Source organism: Streptomyces sp. NBC_00483, from assembly GCF_036013745.1.
Lineage (GTDB): Bacteria > Actinomycetota > Actinomycetes > Streptomycetales > Streptomycetaceae > Streptomyces.
The window spans coordinates 3,870,096-3,890,516 of record NZ_CP107880.1; the positions used below are offsets into that span (position 1 = coordinate 3,870,096).

The 20,421-nt window shown below is 71.3% G+C and carries 16 protein-coding genes; 8 read left to right on the forward strand and 8 right to left on the reverse strand.

Annotated features, from left to right (window positions below):
* Positions 1–71 precede the first annotated feature (71 nt).
* Positions 72–971, forward strand: a complete 900-nt coding sequence (rbsK, locus tag OHA73_RS17060; RefSeq protein ID WP_327655467.1) for a ribokinase — start codon at positions 72–74, stop codon at positions 969–971.
* On the forward strand, positions 968–1,357 hold the full coding sequence (gene rbsD / locus OHA73_RS17065; protein ID WP_266719393.1) for a D-ribose pyranase: 390 nt from the start codon (positions 968–970) through the stop codon (positions 1,355–1,357). The genes rbsK and rbsD overlap by 4 nt, the downstream gene beginning before the upstream one ends.
* 224 nt (positions 1,358–1,581) lie before the next feature.
* Here rbsD and OHA73_RS17070 read toward each other — a convergent pair whose 3' ends face one another.
* The 4 genes from OHA73_RS17070 to OHA73_RS17085 form a co-directional block, all read right to left on the reverse strand.
* A complete protein-coding gene (locus OHA73_RS17070; RefSeq protein WP_327654466.1) occupies positions 1,582–2,742 on the reverse strand; it encodes an IS701 family transposase in 1,161 nt (386 codons plus the stop codon).
* A gap of 256 nt (positions 2,743–2,998) precedes the next feature.
* A complete protein-coding gene (locus OHA73_RS17075; RefSeq protein ID WP_327655468.1) occupies positions 2,999–3,844 on the reverse strand; it encodes a sugar phosphate isomerase/epimerase family protein in 846 nt (281 codons plus the stop codon).
* Positions 3,841–4,995: a dihydrodipicolinate synthase family protein gene (locus OHA73_RS17080; protein ID WP_327655469.1), complete on the reverse strand. Its 1,155-nt coding sequence runs from the start codon at positions 4,993–4,995 to the stop codon at positions 3,841–3,843. Before OHA73_RS17080 ends, OHA73_RS17075 begins: the two co-directional genes overlap by 4 nt.
* On the reverse strand, positions 4,992–6,149 hold the full coding sequence (locus tag OHA73_RS17085) for a Gfo/Idh/MocA family protein (RefSeq protein ID WP_267070369.1): 1,158 nt from the start codon (positions 6,147–6,149) through the stop codon (positions 4,992–4,994). The genes OHA73_RS17080 and OHA73_RS17085 overlap by 4 nt, the downstream gene beginning before the upstream one ends.
* Positions 6,150–6,355: 206 nt before the next feature.
* Between OHA73_RS17085 and OHA73_RS17090 the strand changes: the two genes are divergently transcribed.
* Both OHA73_RS17090 and OHA73_RS17095 read left to right on the forward strand, forming a co-directional pair.
* Entirely contained in the window at positions 6,356–7,402 is a 1,047-nt protein-coding gene (locus OHA73_RS17090) for a LacI family DNA-binding transcriptional regulator (RefSeq protein WP_327655470.1), read from the forward strand.
* A gap of 470 nt (positions 7,403–7,872) precedes the next feature.
* Positions 7,873–8,529, forward strand: coding sequence for a TetR/AcrR family transcriptional regulator (locus OHA73_RS17095; RefSeq protein ID WP_327655471.1), 657 nt, complete (start codon positions 7,873–7,875; stop codon positions 8,527–8,529).
* Between the two features lie 36 nt (positions 8,530–8,565).
* On the opposite strand, the gene OHA73_RS17100 is transcribed toward OHA73_RS17095, so the two are convergent.
* Entirely contained in the window at positions 8,566–9,513 is a 948-nt protein-coding gene (locus tag OHA73_RS17100) for an ornithine cyclodeaminase family protein (protein ID WP_327655472.1), read from the reverse strand.
* Positions 9,514–9,586: 73 nt separating this feature from the next.
* Entirely contained in the window at positions 9,587–11,014 is a 1,428-nt protein-coding gene (locus OHA73_RS17105) for an alkaline phosphatase family protein (RefSeq protein ID WP_327655473.1), read from the reverse strand.
* Between the two features lie 322 nt (positions 11,015–11,336).
* Here OHA73_RS17105 and OHA73_RS17110 point away from each other — a divergent pair, with 322 nt between their 5' ends.
* The 4 genes from OHA73_RS17110 (at position 11,337) to OHA73_RS17125 (ending at position 16,074) form a co-directional block, all read left to right on the forward strand.
* Positions 11,337–12,272: a bifunctional helix-turn-helix transcriptional regulator/GNAT family N-acetyltransferase gene (locus OHA73_RS17110; protein ID WP_266719377.1), complete on the forward strand. Its 936-nt coding sequence runs from the start codon at positions 11,337–11,339 to the stop codon at positions 12,270–12,272.
* Positions 12,273–12,289: 17 nt separating this feature from the next.
* Complete coding sequence (locus OHA73_RS17115) at positions 12,290–13,090, forward strand: sugar phosphate isomerase/epimerase family protein (RefSeq protein ID WP_327655474.1); 801 nt, start codon at positions 12,290–12,292, stop codon at positions 13,088–13,090.
* Positions 13,091–13,533: 443 nt separating this feature from the next.
* On the forward strand, positions 13,534–15,342 hold the full coding sequence (locus tag OHA73_RS17120) for a glycoside hydrolase family 3 protein (RefSeq protein WP_327658476.1): 1,809 nt from the start codon (positions 13,534–13,536) through the stop codon (positions 15,340–15,342).
* A gap of 126 nt (positions 15,343–15,468) precedes the next feature.
* Positions 15,469–16,074, forward strand: coding sequence for a hypothetical protein (locus OHA73_RS17125; protein ID WP_327655475.1), 606 nt, complete (start codon positions 15,469–15,471; stop codon positions 16,072–16,074).
* A gap of 55 nt (positions 16,075–16,129) precedes the next feature.
* Here the strand turns inward: OHA73_RS17125 and OHA73_RS17130 are convergent, their stop codons facing one another.
* Both OHA73_RS17130 and OHA73_RS17135 read right to left on the reverse strand, forming a co-directional pair.
* On the reverse strand, positions 16,130–16,555 hold the full coding sequence (locus OHA73_RS17130; RefSeq protein ID WP_267070363.1) for a hypothetical protein: 426 nt from the start codon (positions 16,553–16,555) through the stop codon (positions 16,130–16,132).
* A 106-nt stretch (positions 16,556–16,661) separates the two neighbouring features.
* Complete coding sequence (locus OHA73_RS17135) at positions 16,662–20,399, reverse strand: ABC transporter ATP-binding protein (protein WP_327655476.1); 3,738 nt, start codon at positions 20,397–20,399, stop codon at positions 16,662–16,664.
* Between the last annotated feature and the right edge of the window lie 22 nt (positions 20,400–20,421).

Consider the following 20,421-nt stretch of genomic DNA (forward strand, 5'->3'; position numbering starts at 1 on the left):
GGACCACGAGTGACCGGCCCCGTTCGGCGGCTCTCGTACCCTTTGCGGTGACGTACGAAGAAAGGCACAACATGAACACGTACGACCTCCTCGTCGTCGGGTCGGCCAACGCCGACCTGGTGGTGGGCGTCGACCGGCGGCCGGCCGCGGGCGAGACCGTTCTCGGCTCCGACCTGACGACCCACCCCGGCGGCAAGGGCGCCAACCAGGCGGTCGCCGCCGCCAAGTTGGGCGCTCGTACGGCACTGCTCGCGCGGGTCGGCGACGACGGGCACGGCAGGCTGCTGCGCGACTCGATGGAGGCGGCGGGCGTGGACACGTCCGGCGTGCTGGTCGGCGGGGCGCCCACCGGGGTCGCGCTGATCACCGTGGACCCGTCCGGCGACAACTCGATCGTGGTGTCGCCGGGCGCGAACGGTCGGCTCACACCCGAGGACGTACGGGCGGCGGGCGAGCTGTTCGCGGGGGCGCAGGTCGTCTCGATGATGCTGGAGATCCCGCTGGATACGGTCGCGGAGGTGGTCCGCAATCTCGCGGACGGCACCCGCCTCGTCCTCAACCCCTCGCCGCCCGCCCCGCTCCCCGACGAGGTGCTCGCGGCCTGCGACCCGCTGATCGTCAACGAGCACGAGGCGAAGGTCATCGCCGGTACGGACCTCGGCGACGACCCCGAGGACTGGGCGCGGCAGCTGCTCTCGCTCGGCCCGCGCTCGGTCGTCGTCACCCTCGGCTCCGAGGGCGCGCTCGTCGCGGACGCGGCGGGCTCGCAGCGGGTCGCGGCGGTGAAGGTGAAGGCCGTCGACACGACCGGCGCCGGTGACGCGTTCACGGCGGCGCTCGCGTGGCGGCTCGGCACCGGCGAATCGCTCGCCGACGCGGCCGCCTACGCGGCGAAGGTCGGCGCGGCCGCGGTCACCAAGGAGGGCGCGCAGGCCTCGTACCCGACCGCCGAGGAGGTCGGGTCGCTGTGAAGAAGGCCGGAATACTCAACCGCCATCTCGCGGGCGCCATAGCCGAGTTGGGGCACGGCGACGGGGTGTTGATCTGCGACGCGGGCATGCCGATCCCGGCGGGACCGCGCGTCGTCGACCTCGCGTTCCGGGCCGGTGTGCCGTCCTTCGCGGAGGTCCTCGACGGGCTGCTCGACGAGCTGGTGGTGGAGGCGGCCACGGCGGCCCGCGAGGTGCGGGAGGCGAACCCGGACACCGCCGAGCTCCTCCAGGACCGTCTGGAGCCCCTCGGTTTCGTCACGCACGAGGAGCTGAAGGCGCTGTCGGCGCACGCGCGGCTCGTCGTGCGCACGGGAGAGGCACGTCCGTACGCGAACGTGCTGCTGCGCTGCGGAGTCTTCTTCTGAGCAGGCCCGACTCCGGCCTGATCCAAACGACAGGCCCTAGTACTGCAACGGTGCTTGCCGTGACTGGTGGCCAGGTCAGGGGCTGTGTCCGCGTCGTTTGTAGTGACTGGTGCGGGCCTGGTGTTGCCGACGGCGGCGCCAGGTCGACCAGTGGAGGATGTGCTCGACAGGCCTGGGCCGGCGGTTGGCGAGACGGGTGATCAGCCGTCGTATCTCGGCGAGGCTCAGGTGGACCAGCTGGGAGGATCCGTTTCTGCTTTCCCGGCATCCAACTCCCGGGCTCGCAGGACGGTCAGGCAGGCGTGGGCGGCCATGGCGAGGGTCATGTGGCGGTGCCAGCCGGGATAGCGGCGGACTTGGTAGTCGTCCAGACCGCATTCCTGCTTGGCGCTTTGGAAGCACTCCTCGATGGCCCACCGGCTGCCCGCGATGCGGATCAGCTCATCAAGCGTGGTCTCGGCGGGGCAGTAGGCGATGTAGTAGGAGATCTCCTGCGGGCGGGCAACGCTGCGGCGGGCGATGACCCAGTGGCGGCGGTCGGGCCGATGCCAGGGCCGGACCTCGACGCGTGCCCAGTCGTAGATCCGCGGACCGTGAGCCCCGCTGCCACAGGAACGGCGCTTCCACTTCTGCGGGGCAAGGCCGTTGAACAGCTCGTGGACGGGATGGTCCAGTGCCCAGCGGGTGACGACGGTGTCGTGCCGGGTGGTGGCCATGACGTGGAAGATGTCCGCCCGTTCCAGCTCCGACCTCCAGCCCTTGCTGAACCCGTAGGCGGCATCCCCGGTCACCCACCGGAACGGGATCTGGTCCGCGATGGCGCGGCGGACCATCGCCTTGGCCATGGCCACCTTGGTCTCGAAGACGACCTCATCAGTGATGCCGGCCCGACGGCACCTATCCCGGTCGTCGGTCCAGGAGGCGGGCAGATACAGACGCCGGTCGATCAGCGTCCGCCCGCGGTCGGTTGCATAGGCGAGGAAGACGCCGACCTGGCAGTTCTCCGTCCGCCCGGCCGTGCCGGAGTACTGCCGCTGCACCCCTGCCGACCGCGTCCCCTTCTTCAAGAAACCCGTGTCGTCCACGACCAGGACCGCGTCCCGGCTACCGAGGTTGTCGACCACGTACTGACGCACGTCATCGAGGACCTCGTCGGCGTTCCACTCGATCCGGTTCAGCATCCGGTGGATGCGGTCCGGGCCGTCATGGCCGGCTTCCTCTGCCAGCGTCCAGCCGTTCTTCCGCTGCAAGGGAGCGATCAGGCCCCGCATATAGGCCAGTGCCGATTCCCGAGGTTCTGACCTGCTGAAACGGTGCACGAACCGCCCATGCACAGCTTCCAGTTCACCCGCCCACAGCCTGACATCAGCTAGGTCCCCACCCATAATCACACCAACGACCGACCTGGCCACCAGTCACGGCAAGCACCGTTGCAGTACTAGTAGGCCTGCCCCACCCCGAAAACCCTGCGAGGGGCCCGGTCCGCGGACCGGGCCCCTCGGGCTCTCCCCCTCCTGCGCCGGAACCCCGATCCCCCCAGATCGCCCCCCTGGGTGTTCCGACACCCAGTACGACACTCGGGCGGTGCAGAGGGTTGTACGTGGTTGCGGAGAAAACTTTTTACAGGGCGTGCGCCGCGAACTACACGGCGTGTGCCGTGAACCGCTCAGCCGTCTCGGCCAGCACCTCGCGCCCGTCGCGGGCCCACAGACCGTCGTTGAACAGCTCGACCTCGATGGGCCCCGTGTACCCCTGCGCCTCGACGAGACCGCGCCAGTACCGCATGTCGATCGCGCCGTCTCCGATCTGCCCGCGCCCGTTGAGGACGCCCTCGGGCAACGGCGTGGTCCAGTCGGCGAGTTGGAACGTCGCGATACGTCCCTGCGCCCCGGCCCGCGCGATCTGCGCGGGCGCCTGGTCGTCCCACCAGATGTGGTACGTGTCAACGCAGACGCCGACCTGCTCCGCCGGGAAGCGTTCGGCGATGTCCAGGGCCTGCGCGAGCGTCGAGACGACGCAGCGGTCGGACGCGTACATCGGGTGCAGCGGCTCGATCGCGAGCTGAACGCCGCGCTCGGCGGCGTACGGGGCGAGTTCGACGAGCGCGTCACCGATACGTTCGCGGGCGCCCGGCAGGTCGTACGAACCGGCCGGGAGGCCGCCCGAGACCAGCACCAGGACGTTCGTGCCGAGGGTGACGGCCTCGTCGACGGCGCGCTTGTTGTCCTCGATCGCGGCCTTGCGCTCGGTCTCGTCGATGCCGGTGAGGAAGCCGCCCCGGCAGTGCGTCGTGACGTTGAGCCCGGCGTCGCGCAGCAGCTTCGCCGCGGCCTCGACGCCGTACTCCTGGACGGGCGCACGCCACGTACCGAGGTTCTGGACACCCAACTCGTGGCAGGCGTCGACCAGTTCGGGAAGCCCGAGCTGCTTGACGGTCATCTGGTTGATGGAGAAGCGGGAATCCGCGGTAAAGGTCGTGCCGCTCATGAGGTCACTCCGTACAGGGCGAGCAGGTTCTTCATCCGGGCCTCGGCGAGCTCCGGCTTCGGGAACAGGCCCAGCTGGTCGGCGAGTTCGTAGGCGCGCGCGAAGTGCGGCAGCGAACGCGCGGACTGGAGGCCGCCGACCATCGTGAAGTGGTCCTGGTGGCCGGAGAGCCAGGCGAGGAAGACGACGCCGGTCTTGTAGAAGCGGGTCGGCGCCTGGAACAGGTGGCGCGACAACTCGACGGTCGGGTCGAGGAGTTGACGGAATCCGGCCACATCACCCGTGTCGAGGGTGCGTACCGCCTTCGCGGCGAGCGGGCCCAGCGGGTCGAAGATGCCGAGCAGCGCGTGCGAGAAACCGCGCTCGTCGCCGGCGATCAGCTCCGGGTAGTTGAAGTCGTCGCCGGTGTAGCAGCGCACGCCGTTCGGGAGGCGGCGGCGGATGTCGACCTCGCGCTGGGCTTCGAGCAGCGAGACCTTGATGCCGTCGACCTTGTCGGAGTGCGCCTTGATGATCTCGACGAAGGTGTCGGTGGCGGCATCCAGGTCGGACGAGCCCCAGTAGCCCTCCAGCGCCGGGTCGAACATCGGGCCGAGCCAGTGCAGGATGACGGGTTCGGTGGCCTGGCGGAGCAGGTGGCCGTACAGGTCGACGTAGTCCTGCGGGCTGTTCGCGGCGGCGGCGAGCGCGCGGGAGGCCATCAGGATGACCTGGGCGCCCGCCTCCTCGGCGACCGCGAGCTGCTCCTCGTACGCCGCGCGCACGTCCTTGAGGGACGCGCCGGGCGCGATCTGGTCGGTGCCGACGCCGACCGCGATGCGCCCGCCGACCGACTTGGCCTCGGCCGACGAGCGGCGGATCAGCTCGGCGGCGCCCGCCCAGTCCAGGCCCATGCCGCGCTGCGCGGTGTCCATGGCCTCCGCGACGCCGAGGCCGTGCGACCACAGGTGGCGGCGGAAGGCGAGGGTGGCGTCCCAGTCGACGGCGGCCGGGGAGTCCGGCGTGGTGTCGGCGAGCGGGTCGGCGACGACGTGCGCCGCCGAGTAGACGACGCGGGACGCGAGCGGGGCGCCCGTGTCGAAGGTGAGGGGCTCGGCGCGCGGCTTGTAGGCCTTCAACTCACCGGCAGCGTTGGGGAGATGGAGGGTCACAGCGAGATCTCCGGAACGTCGAGGCGGCGGCCCTCGGCGGACGACTTCAGGCCCAGCTCGGCCATCTGCACGCCGCGCGCACCGGCGAGCAGGTCCCAGTGGTAGTCGGCGCCGGCGTAGACGTGCTGGAGGAACAGCTCCCACTGGACCTTGAAGCCATTGTCGAACTCGGTGTTGTCCGGCACTTCCTGCCACTGGTCGCGGAAGGAGTAGGTGGCGGGCAGATCCGGATTCCAGACCGGCTTCGGCGTTGAACTGCGGTGCTGCACACGGCAGTTGCGCAGGCCGGCGACAGCGGACCCTTCCGTACCGTCCACCTGGAACTCGACCAGCTCGTCACGGTTGACGCGCACGTCCCACGACGAGTTGATCTGCGCGACGATGCCGCCCTCGATCTGGAAGATGCCGTACGCGGAGTCGTCGGCGGTGGCGTCGTAGGGCTTGCCGTTCTCGTCCCAGCGGGTGGGGATGTGGGTCTGGGCCAGCGCGTTCACGGAGGTCACGCGGCCGAACAGCTCGTGCAGCACGTACTCCCAGTGCGGGAACATGTCGACGACGATGCCGCCGCCGTCCTCCGAGCGGTAGTTCCAGGAAGGCCGCTGGGCCTCCTGCCAGTCACCTTCGAAGACCCAGTACCCGAACTCGCCACGCACGGACAGGATCCGGCCGAAGAAGCCGCCGTCGATGAGCCGCTTCAGCTTGAGCAGGCCCGGCAGGAACAACTTGTCCTGCACGACACCGGACTTCACGCCCGCCTCGCGCGCCAGGCGGGCCAGCTCGATGGCGCCCTCAAGCCCTGTGGCGGTCGGCTTCTCGGTGTAGATGTGCTTGCCGGCGGCGATCGCCTTCTTGAGGATCTCCTCGCGGCCCGAGGTCATCGCGGCGTCGAAGAAGATGTCGATGCTGTCGTCGGCGAGGACGGCGTCCACGTCGGTGGAGATATTGGCCGGGTCGAGGCCGTGCTCCTCGGCGATCGCCTTCAGGGCGTGCTCGCGGCGCCCGACGAGGACCGGCTCGGGCCACAGCACCGTGCCGTCGCCGAGGTCGAGTCCGCCCTGCTCGCGGAGGGCGAGGATGGAGCGGACGAGGTGCTGGCGGTAGCCCATGCGCCCCGTCACACCGTTCATGGCGATGCGCACCGTCTTGCGTGTCACGTGAGTTCCTTCCTCCGGCCGACCGGCCATTCGTGCCCCGCGTATTGCTGCATACGCGAGGTGGCGCCTGCGGAATCTTTCGTAGCAAGCGCTTTCTACCTAAGAAGAAGCTAGCCTCTGGACTGCCGCTCGGACAAGAGCGGATACGAGACCGGGGTCTCGGGAGCTTCGCCGCGGACCCGGGACCCTTCACGGAGGAAGACTCGATGACCGTGACCCTGTCGGATGTGGCCGCCCGCGCGCAGGTGTCCCCCGCCACCGTCTCGCGCGTCCTGAACGGGAACTACCCCGTCGCCGCGAGCACGCGCGAGCGGGTGCTCAAGGCCGTGGACGATCTGGACTACGTGCTCAACGGGCCGGCGAGCGCCCTCGCCGCCGCCACCTCCGACCTGGTCGGGGTCCTGGTCAACGACATCGCCGACCCGTTCTTCGGGATCATGGCCTCCGCGGTGCAGTCGGAGATCGTCGGGCCCGGCGGCCGGGCGGGCGGCGAGCGGCTCGCGGTGGTCTGCAACACGGGCGGCGAGCCGGAGCGCGAGCTGACCTATCTGACCCTGTTGCAGCGCCAGCGCGCGGCGGCGGTCGTGCTCACGGGCGGGGCGATCGAGAACGAGGCCCATGTCGCGGCCGTGGCCGCCAAGTTGCGGCGCCTCGCGGAGGCCGGGACGCGGGTCGTGCTCTGCGGCCGTCCGCCGGTGCCGGACACGGACGCGGTGGCGCTGACCTTCGACAACCGGTCCGGGGCAAGGGAGTTGACGGATCACCTCCTGGCCCTCGGGCACCGACGGATCGGCTACGTCGCGGGTCCCGAGGAGCGCACGACGACCCGCCACCGGCTCGAGGGCCACCGCGAGGCGCTGGCCGCGGCCGGTGTGAGCGAGTCGGACGGTCTTGTGGCGCACGGCTCGTACGATCGCACGTCGGGCTACGAGGCGACGGCCGAACTGCTGCGCCGGGAGCCGGAGTTGACGGCCGTGGTGGCGGCGAACGACAGCGTGGCGCTCGGCGCGTGCGCGGCCCTGCGGGAGGCGGACCTGCGCATCCCGGAGGACGTCTCGGTGGTCGGCTTCGACGACCTCCCCTTCAGCATCGACGCGGCGCCTCCGCTGACGACGTTCCACCTCCCGCTCGCCGAGGCGGCGGCGCGGGCGGGCCGGATCGCGATGGGCCGGGAGGCGGCGCCGAAGGGGCGGATCGTGGAGGTGCGGGGGGAGTTGGTGGTGCGGGGGTCGACGGGGAAGCCGCGGGCGTAGGTCCTAGCGCTTGACCGGGGCGGGGGCAGGGGCGGCGACGCCCGACCGCTGCCGCCGCCGCCCGGCCAGCCGGCACCCGACACAGTCGACGTGACCTTCCCGGGCGGTCAAATCCCTTACGCGTACGGGGTGTTGGTCATGGCGCCGCGGCCCGGGCGGCTTGCCCCACCCCGCGAGATGCAGCCCCCAGGTGAGCAGCACAGCCACGGCCAGCACCACGGGACCGAGCCAGACCCCCGGACGCCACCCGATGACTCCGACACCAGTCACAGCCACCCCGACCGCGGCAGCCGCGCAGCCCGCCCATCCGGCGAGAGTGTGCCCTTCATCCGTCGCCACCATGTGCCATACCCCCAGTCCGCGATCACCATCATTTATTGAACGATGACTCAAGAACAAGCCACTCGGACCCTAGCACCGTTCTTGAATGGCCGCTCAAGATATCCGGGAAACCGGGATACAGTGACGCCATGACTGGCGGAACAACCGGCGGAACGACTGACGGCACGACCGAGGGAAAGACCCGCCCCCGCGGGCGGCCCCGCACGTTCGACCGGGACGCGGCGCTGGCCGTGGCCGTCCGGCTGTTCTGGGAGCGGGGCTACGAGGCGACCTCGGTGGGCGAGCTGACCGGGGCGATGGGCATCCGCCCGGCCAGCCTGTATGCCGCGTTCGGCGACAAGAAGTCGCTGTTCAGGGAAGCCGTCGAGGTCTACGGACGGTCCCCCGTGGGCGCCTTCGTCGGCGTGGCGCTCGCCGAGGAGCCGACGGCGTACGGAGCGTTCGCCCGCATCCTGCGCGAGGCGGCACGTACGTACGCGGACCCCTCGCACCCGGCGGGCTGCCTGGCCAACAGCGCCGCGACCAACGTGACGGAGCAGGACGCGGAGATCGCGGCGTTCCTCCGTGACGTCCGCAACGCCGGGGTCGCCTCCTTCGAGCAACGCCTGCGCCAGGGTCGGGCGGCCGGGGAACTGCCGGAGGGCACGGACACGCCCGCACTCGCCTCGTACTTCGCCGCCGTGGTCCAGGGCCTGTCCCAACGCGCCCGGGACGGCGCGGACGCGGACGAGCTCGCGCAGGTGGCCGAGTTCGCGCTGGCGGCGTGGCCGGGAGCCAGGGACTGACGTCCGTCCCGCGGCGGACCCTCGGCCTGGCCGGCTTCAGGCCAGCAGATCCACCTCGCTGCCGACCCCGTCACGTTCCGCCACTCGATACGCCTCCCAGGCCAGCGCCAGGTCCTGCCACGGGAGGCCGACCGGGGCGTAGACGGTGGGGGCGTCGGAGTGCGGGAGTCGGGCGGCGCCCGTCAGGACCTCGCCCAGGGTGAGCACACGGGGCGTCTCGCCCGCCCCCTCCGCCCGCAAGGAGCCCAACACTCCCGACGCATCGGCAAGTTCGCGGTCGTCCACGACCAGGCGAGCGGCACGCAGCAGACCCGGTGACAGCTCCAACTTGCCCGGCTCGTCCGCGCCGAGGGTGGTGAAGTGCTGCGCCGGGCGTGCGTCCACGAGGTCCAGCAGCGGGGTACGGGACCACGTGGCGAGCAGCACGATGTCGGCCTCCGCCGCGACGGCCTCGGGCGTCGGCAACGCCCGCCCGCCGTGCCGGGCCGCGAACGCCCTGGCGCGGTCCGCGTCGACGTCCTGCACCACCAGGGCGTCCGGGTCCCGCAACGCACGCAGCCCGCGAACCATCAGCTCGGCCTGCGCACCCACCCCGACCACACCGACCGTACGGGCACCCGGCGGTGCCAGCGTGTGCGTACCCAACGCGGCGGCGAGCCCGGTACGCCAAGAGGTCACCGTCGCCGAGTCCATGAGGGCGAGCAGTTCACCATCGGCCCCGCCGTGCAGGCAGACGACACCGCGCAGGGCCGGCGCGGCACCGGGGAACTTGGCGTTGACCTTGACCGTGTAGGCCGGGACGCCGGGCAGCGTTCCAGGAATGAGGGCCGTGGCGGTGCCGGGAAACGGCAGCTCGGCAACCACCCGCCGCGCACCCCCGGCCCCACCGTGCGCCGTGGCCCGGAACCCCGCCGCAAGCACCTCGATACAGCGACGCGGTTCGAGCAACTTCAGCAGATCGGCACGGGCGAGAACACGGGTCATTCGCGGATCATCCCAGGGCTCACGGCTCCCTGACCCACGGCACCACCCCCAGCCCTGAGCACGGTGGCAGGCCCTACACGTGCGGCCTGCGCCCCCGCTCCTGTTCCGGGAAGGACTGGTCCTCCCCCGGCAGCGTCGGCTTCGGGAGGGTGGACACTTCCTGTTTGGCCTGGGCCAGTTGATCCGCCGTGTTGGTGGGGAGCTTCGGCGGGTGCGGCTTGGCGTGGGAGAAGCGGAAGGCTGAGGTCAGGTCGCCGAAGGTGGTGCGGCGCCAGTCGGTGATGTTGGGTTCCGAGACGCCCGTGAACTTCTCCAGGAACTGGAGTGCCGACGTGTGGTCGAAGGACTCCGAGGCCACCCAGCCGCCCACCGTCCAGGGCGAGACGATGATCGCGGGGACGCGGAAGCCCCCGCCGATGGGGAGGCCCTGGATGAATTCGCCCGCCGTGCCCGCCGGGGGCGTGGGCGGGGTCACGTGGTCGAACAGGCCGTCGTTCTCGTCGTAGTTGAGGATGAAGGCGGTCTTCGCCCAGACCTTGGGGTTCGACGCTATCGCTTCTATTTTGCGGGCCACGAAGTCGGCTCCCGCCGCCGGCAGGTAGTCCGGGTGCTCGGACTCGTACGACGTCGGCATGATCCAGCTGACCGCCGGGAGGCGGTCGCCCCGGGCGTCGTCCTCGAAGGTGCCCTCGGGCTGGGGGCGCATGCCGCGTTCGTAGAGGTCAGAGCCTGGCTTCGCGTTCTTGAACGAAGCGAACTGCTCCAGCATGTTGCAGCCGTAGTCGTCGTCCTGCTGGTAGACCTTCCAGCTGACGCCCGCCGCCTGGAGGCGCTCCGCGTAGGTCGTCCAACGGTAGGGCGTGGGCGCGGTGTTGTTGAGGATCGGGCCGCCGTGCGTGCCGGACGGGTCGATCGAACCCGTCATCCAGTACAGGCGGTTGGGCCACGTCGGGCCGAAGACGGAGCAGAAGTAGTTGTCGCAGATGGTGAAGGTCTCCGCGAGGGCGAATTGGAAGGGGATGTCCTTTCGGGTGTAATAGCCCATCACGTAGGGGCCGTTGGCGCCGTCGGCCTTGCGGTGGGCCGGGAGCCACTGGTCCATTTTGCCGTTGTTCCACGCCTCGTGCTGGACCGACCAGGCGTGGCTCGTGGACGGGATGGCCTGGGCGCTGGACGTGTGCGTGTCCAGGTGGAAGGGGAGCAGGTAGCCCTTCGGGTTCTCGGCGTCGGGCTGGTAGAAGACCGAGCGGCCGGTGCCCAGCCTCTGCGCCTCGGGATCGTTGAAGCCGCGTACGCCCTTGAGCGTGCCGAAGTAGTGGTCGAAGGAGCGGTTCTCCTGCATGAGCATCACGACGTGCTCGATGTCCCGGAGCGATCCCTTGCGGGGCGGGCCCGCCGCCACCGCCTTCTGGACGCTGGGCGGCAGGAGCGAGAGGGCGGCGGCGCCACCGACGGCGCCGGCCGCGGAGCCGAGGAGTCTACGTCGGGTGAGTTCGGCCATGAGTGTCCCCTGGTGTGAGGTGCCGGAAGGTCCGGGCATGCCAACGGCCCGCGTGCGACGGGCCGTTGGATCACTGTGCTGCGCGCCGGATGTGGCGCGGAGGAGGCCCGCGATGAACTCGGGAACAACGTGCGGAGAGCGCTTTCCCAACCCATGGGACGCCCTTGAAGCGCTATACCTGCCGTATGCATGGACTTGACCGGGCGGACGCTTTCACGGGCGCCCCGGCGTCCGTCGCGTGGACGGGCCCCCACCCCCGGCGTACGGTGGGCACCGCCCCGAACCTCTGACTGAGTCAACCATCTGACCCGCGAGGTGGCCCATGACCGTGCAGGACATCCGGTCCTTCAACCGCTTCTACACGAACGTGATCGGCGCGCTCGACTACAGCCGCCACCTGTACGCCCCGTACACCCTCACCGAGTCCCGCGTGCTGTACGAGCTGGCGCACACGGAGAAGGTCGACGCGGCCGACCTGCGCGTCCGACTGAGCCTGGACGCCGGTTACTTGAGCCGCATCCTGGGCAAGTTCGAGCGGGACGGGCTCGTCGAGCGCGGATCGTCGGAGAAGGACTCGCGGCGCCGCCGCATCACCCTCACCGGGCGCGGCCGCACCACCGCCGAACTGCTCGACGAGCGCTCGCGGGAAACAGTCGGGGCGCTCCTCGACTCCGTCCCCGCCACCGACCGCGACCGCCTGTCCGAGGCGCTGCGCACCGTCCGCGAGATCCTCGGCGACGGCCGCGCCGCCCCGCACCCCGAGAACGTACTGCTGCGCGAGCCGGGCCCCGGCGACCTGGGCTGGATCGTCGCGCGCAACGGGGCGCTGTACGCCGCCGAGTTCGGCTGGAACGCGGACTACGAGGGCCTGGTCGCGCGCATCGTCGCCGACTTCGCCGAGGACCACGACCCGCACCTGGAGCGGGTGTGGATCGCCGAGCTGGACGGCCGTCCCGTGGGCTGCGTGATGTGCGTACGCGACGAGGCTCCGGGCACCGCGCGGCTCCGGCTCCTGCTCGTCGAGCCGGAGGCGCGGGGGCTCGGCATCGGGGACCGGCTGGTGCGGGCCTGCATCGACTTCGCGCGGGGCGTCGGGTACCGGGAGATGACGCTGTGGACCAACGACGTGCTGAAGTCGGCCCGTTCGATCTACCAGCGGCACGGGTTCGTACTCGTCGGCGAGAAGCCGCACCGCTCGTTCGGCGCGGATCTGATCGGCCAGGACTGGAAATTGACCCTCCATAGGACGGCGGACTGACGGGTAGGGTCCGGCCCATGAAGCTGGCGTTCTCCACCCTCGGTGTCCCTGGTCTCCCCCTCGACGACGTGCTCGCGCTCGCCACCGCGCACGGCTATCACGGCGTCGAACTGCGTGCCCATCCCGAAGAGCCGGTGCATCCCGGGATCGACCGGGAGCAACGGGCCGATGTCGCCTCCCGGTTCAAGAGTGCCGGGGTGGAGGTGCTCGGCGTGGCCGGGTACGCGCGCGTGGCGGCGCCGGGCGAGGACGGGCCGGTGCTCGACGACGTACGGGCCCTGGTGGATCTCGCGCGGGACCTGGGCGCCCGGTACGTGCGCGTCTTCCCGGGCGGGGGTGATGAGCAGGGCCCCGAGGAGGCGGATGCCACCGCGGCGCGGCGTCTGGGCGTCGCCGCGGAGTATGCGGCGGACCGGGGTGTGCGGGTGTTGCTGGAGACGCACGACTCGCATCGGACCGGGGCGGCCGCGTCCCGCATCCTCGGCACCGTCGGCCACCGGAACGTGGGGGCGTTGTGGGACGTGATGCACACGTGGCTCGGCGGCGAGCAGCCAGTGGCCTCGTACGCGGCGCTGTCCCCGTACCTCGGATACGTACAGGTGAAGGACATCGCGGGGCCCGACGACACGACTCCGCTGCCGCTGGGGGGTGGGGTGCTTCCGTTGGCCGAGTGTGTGGAGGTGCTGAGCCGGGAGGGGTGGGACGGGTGGTTGTGCTGGGAGTACGAGGCGCGGTGGTATCCGGCAGCGGCTCCCCTGCCGGAGCTTCTCGGTGCGGGGCGGGAGCACGTGGCGCGGTTGCTGAACGAGTCGGCGTAGCCGGGAGCCCAGGTGCGGCCCCCGTGTCCGACGCCACGGGGCTCCGGCAAGATCCGCCAGAAGGGCCCCGGACGGGACCTGACGACGACCCAGCCACGGCCGCCTCGTTCACCACCTGCGCACCTATTTCACTGAATCCTCGAATTTCGGGAACCCGGGCCATCATGCTTCCGTCAGAGAGACACGCTGCCGGAGAGTCACCGCAGTGCGGTGTCGGCCTCGCTGCTGGCTGCGAACGCTGACAAACCCTCTCCGCCGCCTGCGGCCGGCAGCGTCGCCGTCACCGGTACGCCCCCTCCATAGTGCCGGTGGCGGCCCCCTCCCCGGAGGCGATCACCTGCCAACTCCCGGGCCTGCGCGGGCTCTTGACTGGCAGAAATTTTCCGGATACTCGTTGCGCGCGGAAGTTGTTTTCAGGGTCCGCGCCTCCTCCGGAAGGAGCGATCGTGCCACTGTCCAGACGTACCGTGCTCGCCGCCGCCACCATCGGCGCCACGGCGGTCGGCCTCAGCGCCACCACCGCACGCGCCGCGGGCGCCCCCGCGTCCGACCAGGCCCTCAAGAAGCTCATCTCCAAGATGTCGCTGGAGGAGAAGGTCGGCCAGCTCTTCGTGATGCGGGTGTACGGCCACTCGGCCACCGCTCCCGACCAGGCCGACATCGACGCCAACCTCGAGGAGATCGGCGTCCGCACCGCCGCCGAGCTCATCGACAAGTACAAGCTCGGCGGCATCATCTACTTCGCGTGGGCGCACAACGTGCGCGACCCGCACCAGATAGCCGACCTGAGCAACGGGATTCAGAAGGCCGGGCTCCAACAGCCGTCCCGAATACCGCTGTTGATCTCCACCGACCAGGAGCACGGCATCGTCGCCCGGGTCGGCAAGCCCGCCACTCTGCTCCCCGGCGCGATGGCGTTCGGCGCGGGCGGCTCCCAGAAGGACGCGCGCAAGGCAGGCCAGATCGCAGGCGCCGAGCTGCGCGCCCTCGGCATCCGGCAGGACTACGCACCCGACGCCGACGTCAACGTCAACCCGGCCAACCCCGTCATCGGCGTACGCTCCTTCGGCGCGGACCCGAAGGCCGTCGCCGGGCTCGTGGCCGCGCAGGTCAAGGGCTACCAGTCCTCTCACATCGCCTCGACGGCCAAGCACTTCCCCGGACACGGCGACACCGCGACGGACAGCCACACCGGGATCCCGTACATCAGCCACACCCGCGAGCAGTGGGAGCAGCTGGACGCGCCGCCGTTCAAGGCGGCGATCGCGGCCGGCATCGACTCGATCATGACGGCCCACATCGTCGTGCCCGCCCTCGATCCGTCCGAGGACCCGGCGACGCTCTCCCGCCCCATCCTCACCGGCATCCTGCGCGAGCAACTCGGCTACGACGGCGTCGTGGTGACCGACTCGCTCGGCATGGAGGGCGTACGGACGAAGTACGGCGACGAGCGGGTCCCGGTGCTCGCGCTGAAGGCGGGCGTCGACCAGCTGCTCAACCCGCCGGACCTGTCGGTCTCTTGGAACGCGGTGCTGGAGGCCGTACGGGGCGGCGAGCTGACCGAGGCGCGGCTCGACGAGTCGATCCTGCGCGTGCTGCGTCTGAAGTCGAAGCTGGGGCTTCTCAAGGATCCCTACGTCTCGCAGGCAGGCGTCGACCGCGCCGTCGGCACCCCCGCGCACCTCGCCACGGCCGACCGGATCGCCGAGCGCACGACGACGCTCCTGGTCAACAAAGGCAAGCTGCTGCCGCTGTCCCGTCGTACACACAAGAACGTGCTGGTGCTGGGCGCGAACCCCGCCTCCCCCTCCCTCAGCGACGGCCCGCCGACCACCGTGATCGGCGCGGCGCTCACCGAACTCGGCTTCACCGCCACGGTGCTCGCGACCGGCACGGCACCCACCCAGGCGGTGATCGCGCAGGCCGTGGCGGCGGCGGAGGGCAAGGACGCCGTGGTCATCGGCACGTACAACGTCGCCGCGGGCAGCGCGCAGCAGTCGCTGGTGAACGCGGTGGCCAAGGCCGGGGTGCCGGTCGTCACGCTGTCGATGCGCAATCCGTACGACGTCGCCCAGCTGTCCGCCGCCGACGCGCACGTGGCGGCGTACTCGTGGATCGATGTGGAACTGCGGGCTGCCGTACGGGTGTTGACCGGGAAGGCGGAGCCGCGCGGGAAGCTGCCGGTGCCCGTGCAGAAGGCCGACGATCCGGCGCAGGTCCTCTACCCGATCGGCTACGGACTGTCGTACTGACCCGTCCGTAGGGGGCGTACGCCGTGATCGGCGTATCCCGCCCCCAACTGGCGCAAAGCCCCCCGCACACCTGGCGTGCGCCCGCCGCCACGGGCCACGCTGGACGGGTGTACCGGGGGGAATGCCATGTTCGCGCGGTTGGTCGGGTGGGTGTGCGCGGTGTCGCTGCTCGCGTTCGCGCTCGCCGGATGCCAGGGCTCCCCGGGCTCTTCGGATGACCGGCCGTCCACGCGCGCGTCCTCCGGGTACGGGGCGGTGTTCCTCGCGGCCGGCGAGTGCAGTTCGCGCGGGCGCGCGTCGTTCAACGAGGTGCCGTGCCGCAGCGAGCGGGCCGTGGCCCGGGTCCTCGACCGGCACGACGGGGAGCCGCCGGCCAGGTCCGCGTGCCCGGCCCGCACCGACTTCGTGCTGCACATCAGCGAGAACCGGCCCGCGGCGGACGAGAACGGCGACGGGTCCGTCGACCGCGGCTACGCCTGCATGCGCAACCTCGATCCCCCGCACCCCGGCGACCCGGGCGGCGGTGGCGGCCCGCGCACGATCGTCGGCGACTGCCTCACGGCGGCGGGCAAGGGCCAGGTCCGGGAGACGGCCTGCGCCGGCACGGGCGGGCGCGCCCCGCAGTACCGGGTACTCGAGGCCGTGCTGTCCCGCTCGGCCTGCCCGCCGTCGACCACGCTCTACGTGACCCTGGGCGGCAGCAAACCGGTGGGGTGCGCGGTCACGGTGTGAGCGCGCCGCCTCGGCCTGCCGCCCGGCACCGCCGCGCACGGGCCGGGGCCCCGGTTCAGCACAGGATCCAGCCGGTGCGCACCGACTTCGTACCCACGGAGCCCTTCACGCGGACGCAGCGGTGTCCGGCGTGCACGGTGACGGGGCCCGCGTGCCGGGTGTAGCGGCCCTTGTCGACGACGGCCCGGTTGCCGCGGGCCTGGACACTCACGGTCATGGTGCGGCGGGCGCCGGTGCGCTTGGCGTAGGTGACGGCGCAGACGTAGCCGTTGTTCTTGTAGAGGACCGTGCGGCCGGTCTCGAAGCGCAGGGTACGGACGTGGTGTCCGCCGCACAGCGAGGCGGCCTGGGCTCCGGTGACCGTGGGCCCGCCGAGGACCAGGAGGGCCGCGGCGACCAGGACGGACAGCGCCGACGCGAGCCCCCGGCGTGGCCCGCGCGGCGTGCGTATGCCGCCCTCACCGAGCCCTTGTCCGCGCACCTCAGCCCCTCCCGTCACATCCGCACCAGCGTACTGATGAACTGACGCGGCAGACGGGCGGGGCGGTTGCGTGCCGACACCGCCGCCGACCGTGTGATCTCCGGCATCACGTCGAAGAGCTGACCTCGTCGGCCTCCACCGGCTCCCCCAGGAACGTCTGCCACAACGCGGCGTACTTCCCGCCCAGTTGCAGCAGCTCGTCGTGGGTGCCGTCCTCCGCGACGCGTCCGTGGTCCATCACGACCACCCGGTCCGCGCGGGCCGCCGTCGTCAGGCGGTGGGCGACGACCAGGGTGGTGCGCTTGCCGGAGATGCGGTCCGTGGCCTGGTTGACCTGGGCCTCGGTGGCGAGGTCGAGGGCGGCGGTCGCCTCGTCGAGCAGGAGGATGTCCGGGTCGACGAGTTCGGCGCGGGCCAGGGCGATCAACTGGCGCTGTCCCGCGGAGAGGTTGCGGCCGCGCTCGGCGACCTCGTGGAGGTAGCCGCCGTCGAGCGTCGCGATCATCTCGTGCGCGCCGACCGCCCGGGCCGCCGCCTCCACCTCGGCGTCGCTCGCGTCGGGCCGCCCGTAGGCGATGGCGTCGCGGACCGTGCCGGGGAAGAGGTAGGCCTCCTGCGGGACGACGCCGAGGCGGTGCCGGTAGCCGGTGAGGTCGAGTTCGCGCAGGTCGATGCCGTCCGCGGTGACCCGGCCGCCCGTCGGGTCGTAGAACCGGGCGACGAGCTTGACGAGGGTCGACTTGCCCGCGCCGGTCTCGCCGACGAACGCGACGGTCTGCCCGGCGGGGATCCGCAGCCGTACGTCGCTCAGCGCCACCTCCGGCCGGTCGGCGGACCCGTACGCGAAGTCGACGTCCTCGAAGGCGATCTCGCCGCGCAGCGACGGTACGTCGCGGGGGCGCTCGGCGTTCTTCGTCGACGTCGGCTCGCGCAGCAGTTCCTGGATGCGGCCGAGCGAGACGGTGGCCTGCTGGTAGCCGTCGAAGACCTGGGACAGCTGCTGCACGGGCGCGAAGAACAGGTCGATGTAGAGGAGATACGCGACCAGGGCGCCGGTCGTGAGCGTGCCCGCGTCGATCCGGTGCGCGCCGACCGCGAGGACGGACACCGTCGCCACGGCCGACAGGAGCTGCACGAACGGGAAGTACACGGAGATCAGCCACTGGCCGCGGATGCGCGCCTTGCGGTAACTGGCGCTGCCCGCGGCGAACTTCTCGGCGCCGTCCTTCTCGCGCCGGAAGGCCTGCACGATCCGCAGCCCGGCCACCGACTCCTGAAGGTCGGCGTTCACGACGGAGATCCGCTCGCGCGCCAGCTCGTACGCCTTGACGCTGGAGCGCCGGAAGAAGAACGTCCCGATGATCAGCGGCGGCAGCGTCGCGAAGACGACGAGCGCGAGCTGTACGTCGATCACGAGGAGCGCGACCATGATGCCGAAGAACGTGACGAGGGAGACGAACGCGGTGACGAGCCCGGTTTGGAGGAACGTCGACAGGGCGTCCACGTCGGTGGTCATCCGGGTCATGATGCGACCCGTCAACTCCCGCTCGTAGAAGTCGAGTCCGAGCCGCTGGAGCTGGGAGAAGATCTTCAGGCGGAGCGAGTACAGGACCCGCTCGCCGGTCCGTCCCGTCATCCGCGTCTCGCCGAACTGCGCGGTCCACTGCACGAGCACCGCGACGAGGCCCAGCGCGGCCGCCGTCCACACCGCGCCGATCGCGAGCTGCGAGACGCCCTCGTCGATGCCGTGCCGGATGAGGATCGGCAGCAGCAGGCCCATGCCCGCGTCGACGGCGACGAGCGCGAGGCTGATCAGCAGCGGCGCCCGGAAGCCGCGCAGCAGCCGGCGCAGACCGTACGACTCCTCGGCCGCGACGGCCCGCGTCTCGTCGACGTCGGGGGTGTCGGTGGCCGGCGGCAGCGCGTCGACCTGCGCGAGGAGTTCCGGCGTCGCGGGCGTTCCGGCGAGCGCGGCGTCCCGCGGCTCGCGGTCGCCCGTCCACAGCCTGGGGGTGACGCCGCGTTCGGCGTCGAACTCCGCGTCGAGTTCGTCCCGTACGGAGGTGTCCTCCACCGGCTCCCCCGCGGCGGGAGCGGTGTGTCCCGGCGACACCCCGCCCAGCTCGTCGGGGTCGGTGAGCAGGCGCCGGTACAGCGGCGAGCCCGCCTCCAGCTCCTCGTGCGTGCCGATCGCGGCGAGCCGCCCGCCGTCGAGCACGGCGATCCGGTCGGCGAGGCCGAGGGTGGAGCGGCGGTGCGCGATGAGCAGCGTCGTACGGCCCGCCATCACGTGTGCAAGCGCCTCGTGGATCTCGTGCTCGACGCGGGCGTCCACGGCGGACGTCGCGTCGTCGAGGACGAGGAGGCGGGGGTCGGTGAGGATGGCGCGGGCGAGCGCGACGCGCTGGCGCTGGCCGCCGGAGAGGGTGAGGCCGTGCTCGCCGACCTTGGTGTCGTAGCCCTCGGGCAGCGCGCTGATGAACTCGTGGGCCTGCGCGGCGCGCGCGGCCGTCTCGATCTGCTCCTGCGTCGCTCCCGGGGCGCCGTACGCGATGTTGGTGCCCACGGAGTCGGAGAACAGGAACGAGTCCTCCGGGACGAGCCCGATCGCGGAGCGCAGGGACGCCGTCGTCAGCTCGCGCACGTCGTGGCCGCCGACGAGGACGGCGCCGTGCGTGACGTCGTAGAAGCGCGGGAGCAGCAGCGAGACGGTGGACTTGCCGGAGCCGGAGGAGCCGACGACGGCGAGGGTCTCACCGGCCCTGATCTCCAGGGAGAGGCCGTCGAGGACGGCGTGTTCGGCGTCCGAGTACGTGAAGGACACATCGTCGAACTCGACGGTCGCGGGGGCGTCCGCGGGCAGTTCCTTCGTGCCGTCCTCGATGCTCGGCTCGGTGTCGATCAGTTCGAGGACGCGCTCGACACCGGCGCGGGCCTGCTGCCCGACGGTGAGGACGACCGCGAGCATCCGGACGGGCCCGACGAGCTGGGCGAGGTACGAGGAGAACGCGACGAACGTGCCGAGCGTGACCTGCCCGTGCACCGCGAGCCAGCCGCCGAGGGCCAGCATGGCGACCTGCCCGAGGGCGGGCACGGCCTGGAGTGCCGGGGTGTACTTCGAGTTCAGCCGGACGGTGCGCAGGCGCCCCGCGAAGAGCCTGCGGCCGACCGTCTTGAGCTTCCCGGTCTCCTGCTCCTCCTGCCCGAACCCCTTCACGACGCGGACGCCGCTGACGGACCCGTCGACGACCCCGGCCACGGCGGCGGCCTGCGCCTGCGCGTACCAGGTGGCGGGGTGCAGCCGGGAGCGGCTGCGCTTGGCGATGAACCAGATGGCGGGGGCGACGGCGAGCGCGACCAGGGTCAGCGGCGGCGACAGCCACGCCATGATCACCAGGGAGATGACGAAGAGCAGCACGTTCCCGATGGTCATCGGGAGCATGAAGAGCAGGCTCTGGATCAGCTGGAGGTCACTGGTGGCGCGGCCCACGACCTGCCCGGTCGACAGCTCGTCCTGGCGCCGGCCGTCGAGCCGGGTGATCGACCCGTGCATCTCGGTGCGCAGATCGTGCTGGACGTCGAGGGCGAGCCGGCCGCCGTAGTAGCGGCGGACGAACGCGAGGACGTAGACGACGACGGCCGCGCCTATGAGCGCGCCCGCCCAGACGGCCATGGACCGGGAGTGGTTCCCGATCACGTCGTCGATGATCACCTTCGTGATCAGCGGGACGAGCGCCATGACGCCCATGCCGCCGAGCGAGGCCCCGAGCGCGAGAACGACGTCCTTGGGATGGCGCCATGCGTATCCCGCGAGTCGTTTCGCCCAGCCCCGTTGTTCCGCCACTCCGTGCCGCCTCCCGCTCGCC

What these genes read in the sequence shown, in the direction of transcription:
- OHA73_RS17105 (WP_327655473.1), bottom strand. Translation starts at nt 11,014, where the DNA reads ATGGCCGAACTCACCCGACGTAGACTCCTCGGCTCCGCGGCCGGCGCC.
- OHA73_RS17125 (WP_327655475.1), top strand. Translation starts at nt 15,469, where the DNA reads ATGTTCGCGCGGTTGGTCGGGTGGGTGTGCGCGGTGTCGCTGCTCGCG.
- rbsK (WP_327655467.1), top strand. Translation starts at nt 72, where the DNA reads ATGAACACGTACGACCTCCTCGTCGTCGGGTCGGCCAACGCCGACCTG.
- OHA73_RS17095 (WP_327655471.1), top strand. Translation starts at nt 7,873, where the DNA reads ATGACTGGCGGAACAACCGGCGGAACGACTGACGGCACGACCGAGGGA.
- OHA73_RS17070 (WP_327654466.1), bottom strand. Translation starts at nt 2,742, where the DNA reads ATGGGTGGGGACCTAGCTGATGTCAGGCTGTGGGCGGGTGAACTGGAA.
- OHA73_RS17075 (WP_327655468.1), bottom strand. Translation starts at nt 3,844, where the DNA reads ATGAGCGGCACGACCTTTACCGCGGATTCCCGCTTCTCCATCAACCAG.
- OHA73_RS17115 (WP_327655474.1), top strand. Translation starts at nt 12,290, where the DNA reads ATGAAGCTGGCGTTCTCCACCCTCGGTGTCCCTGGTCTCCCCCTCGAC.
- OHA73_RS17100 (WP_327655472.1), bottom strand. Translation starts at nt 9,513, where the DNA reads ATGACCCGTGTTCTCGCCCGTGCCGATCTGCTGAAGTTGCTCGAACCG.
- OHA73_RS17090 (WP_327655470.1), top strand. Translation starts at nt 6,356, where the DNA reads ATGACCGTGACCCTGTCGGATGTGGCCGCCCGCGCGCAGGTGTCCCCC.
- OHA73_RS17110 (WP_266719377.1), top strand. Translation starts at nt 11,337, where the DNA reads ATGACCGTGCAGGACATCCGGTCCTTCAACCGCTTCTACACGAACGTG.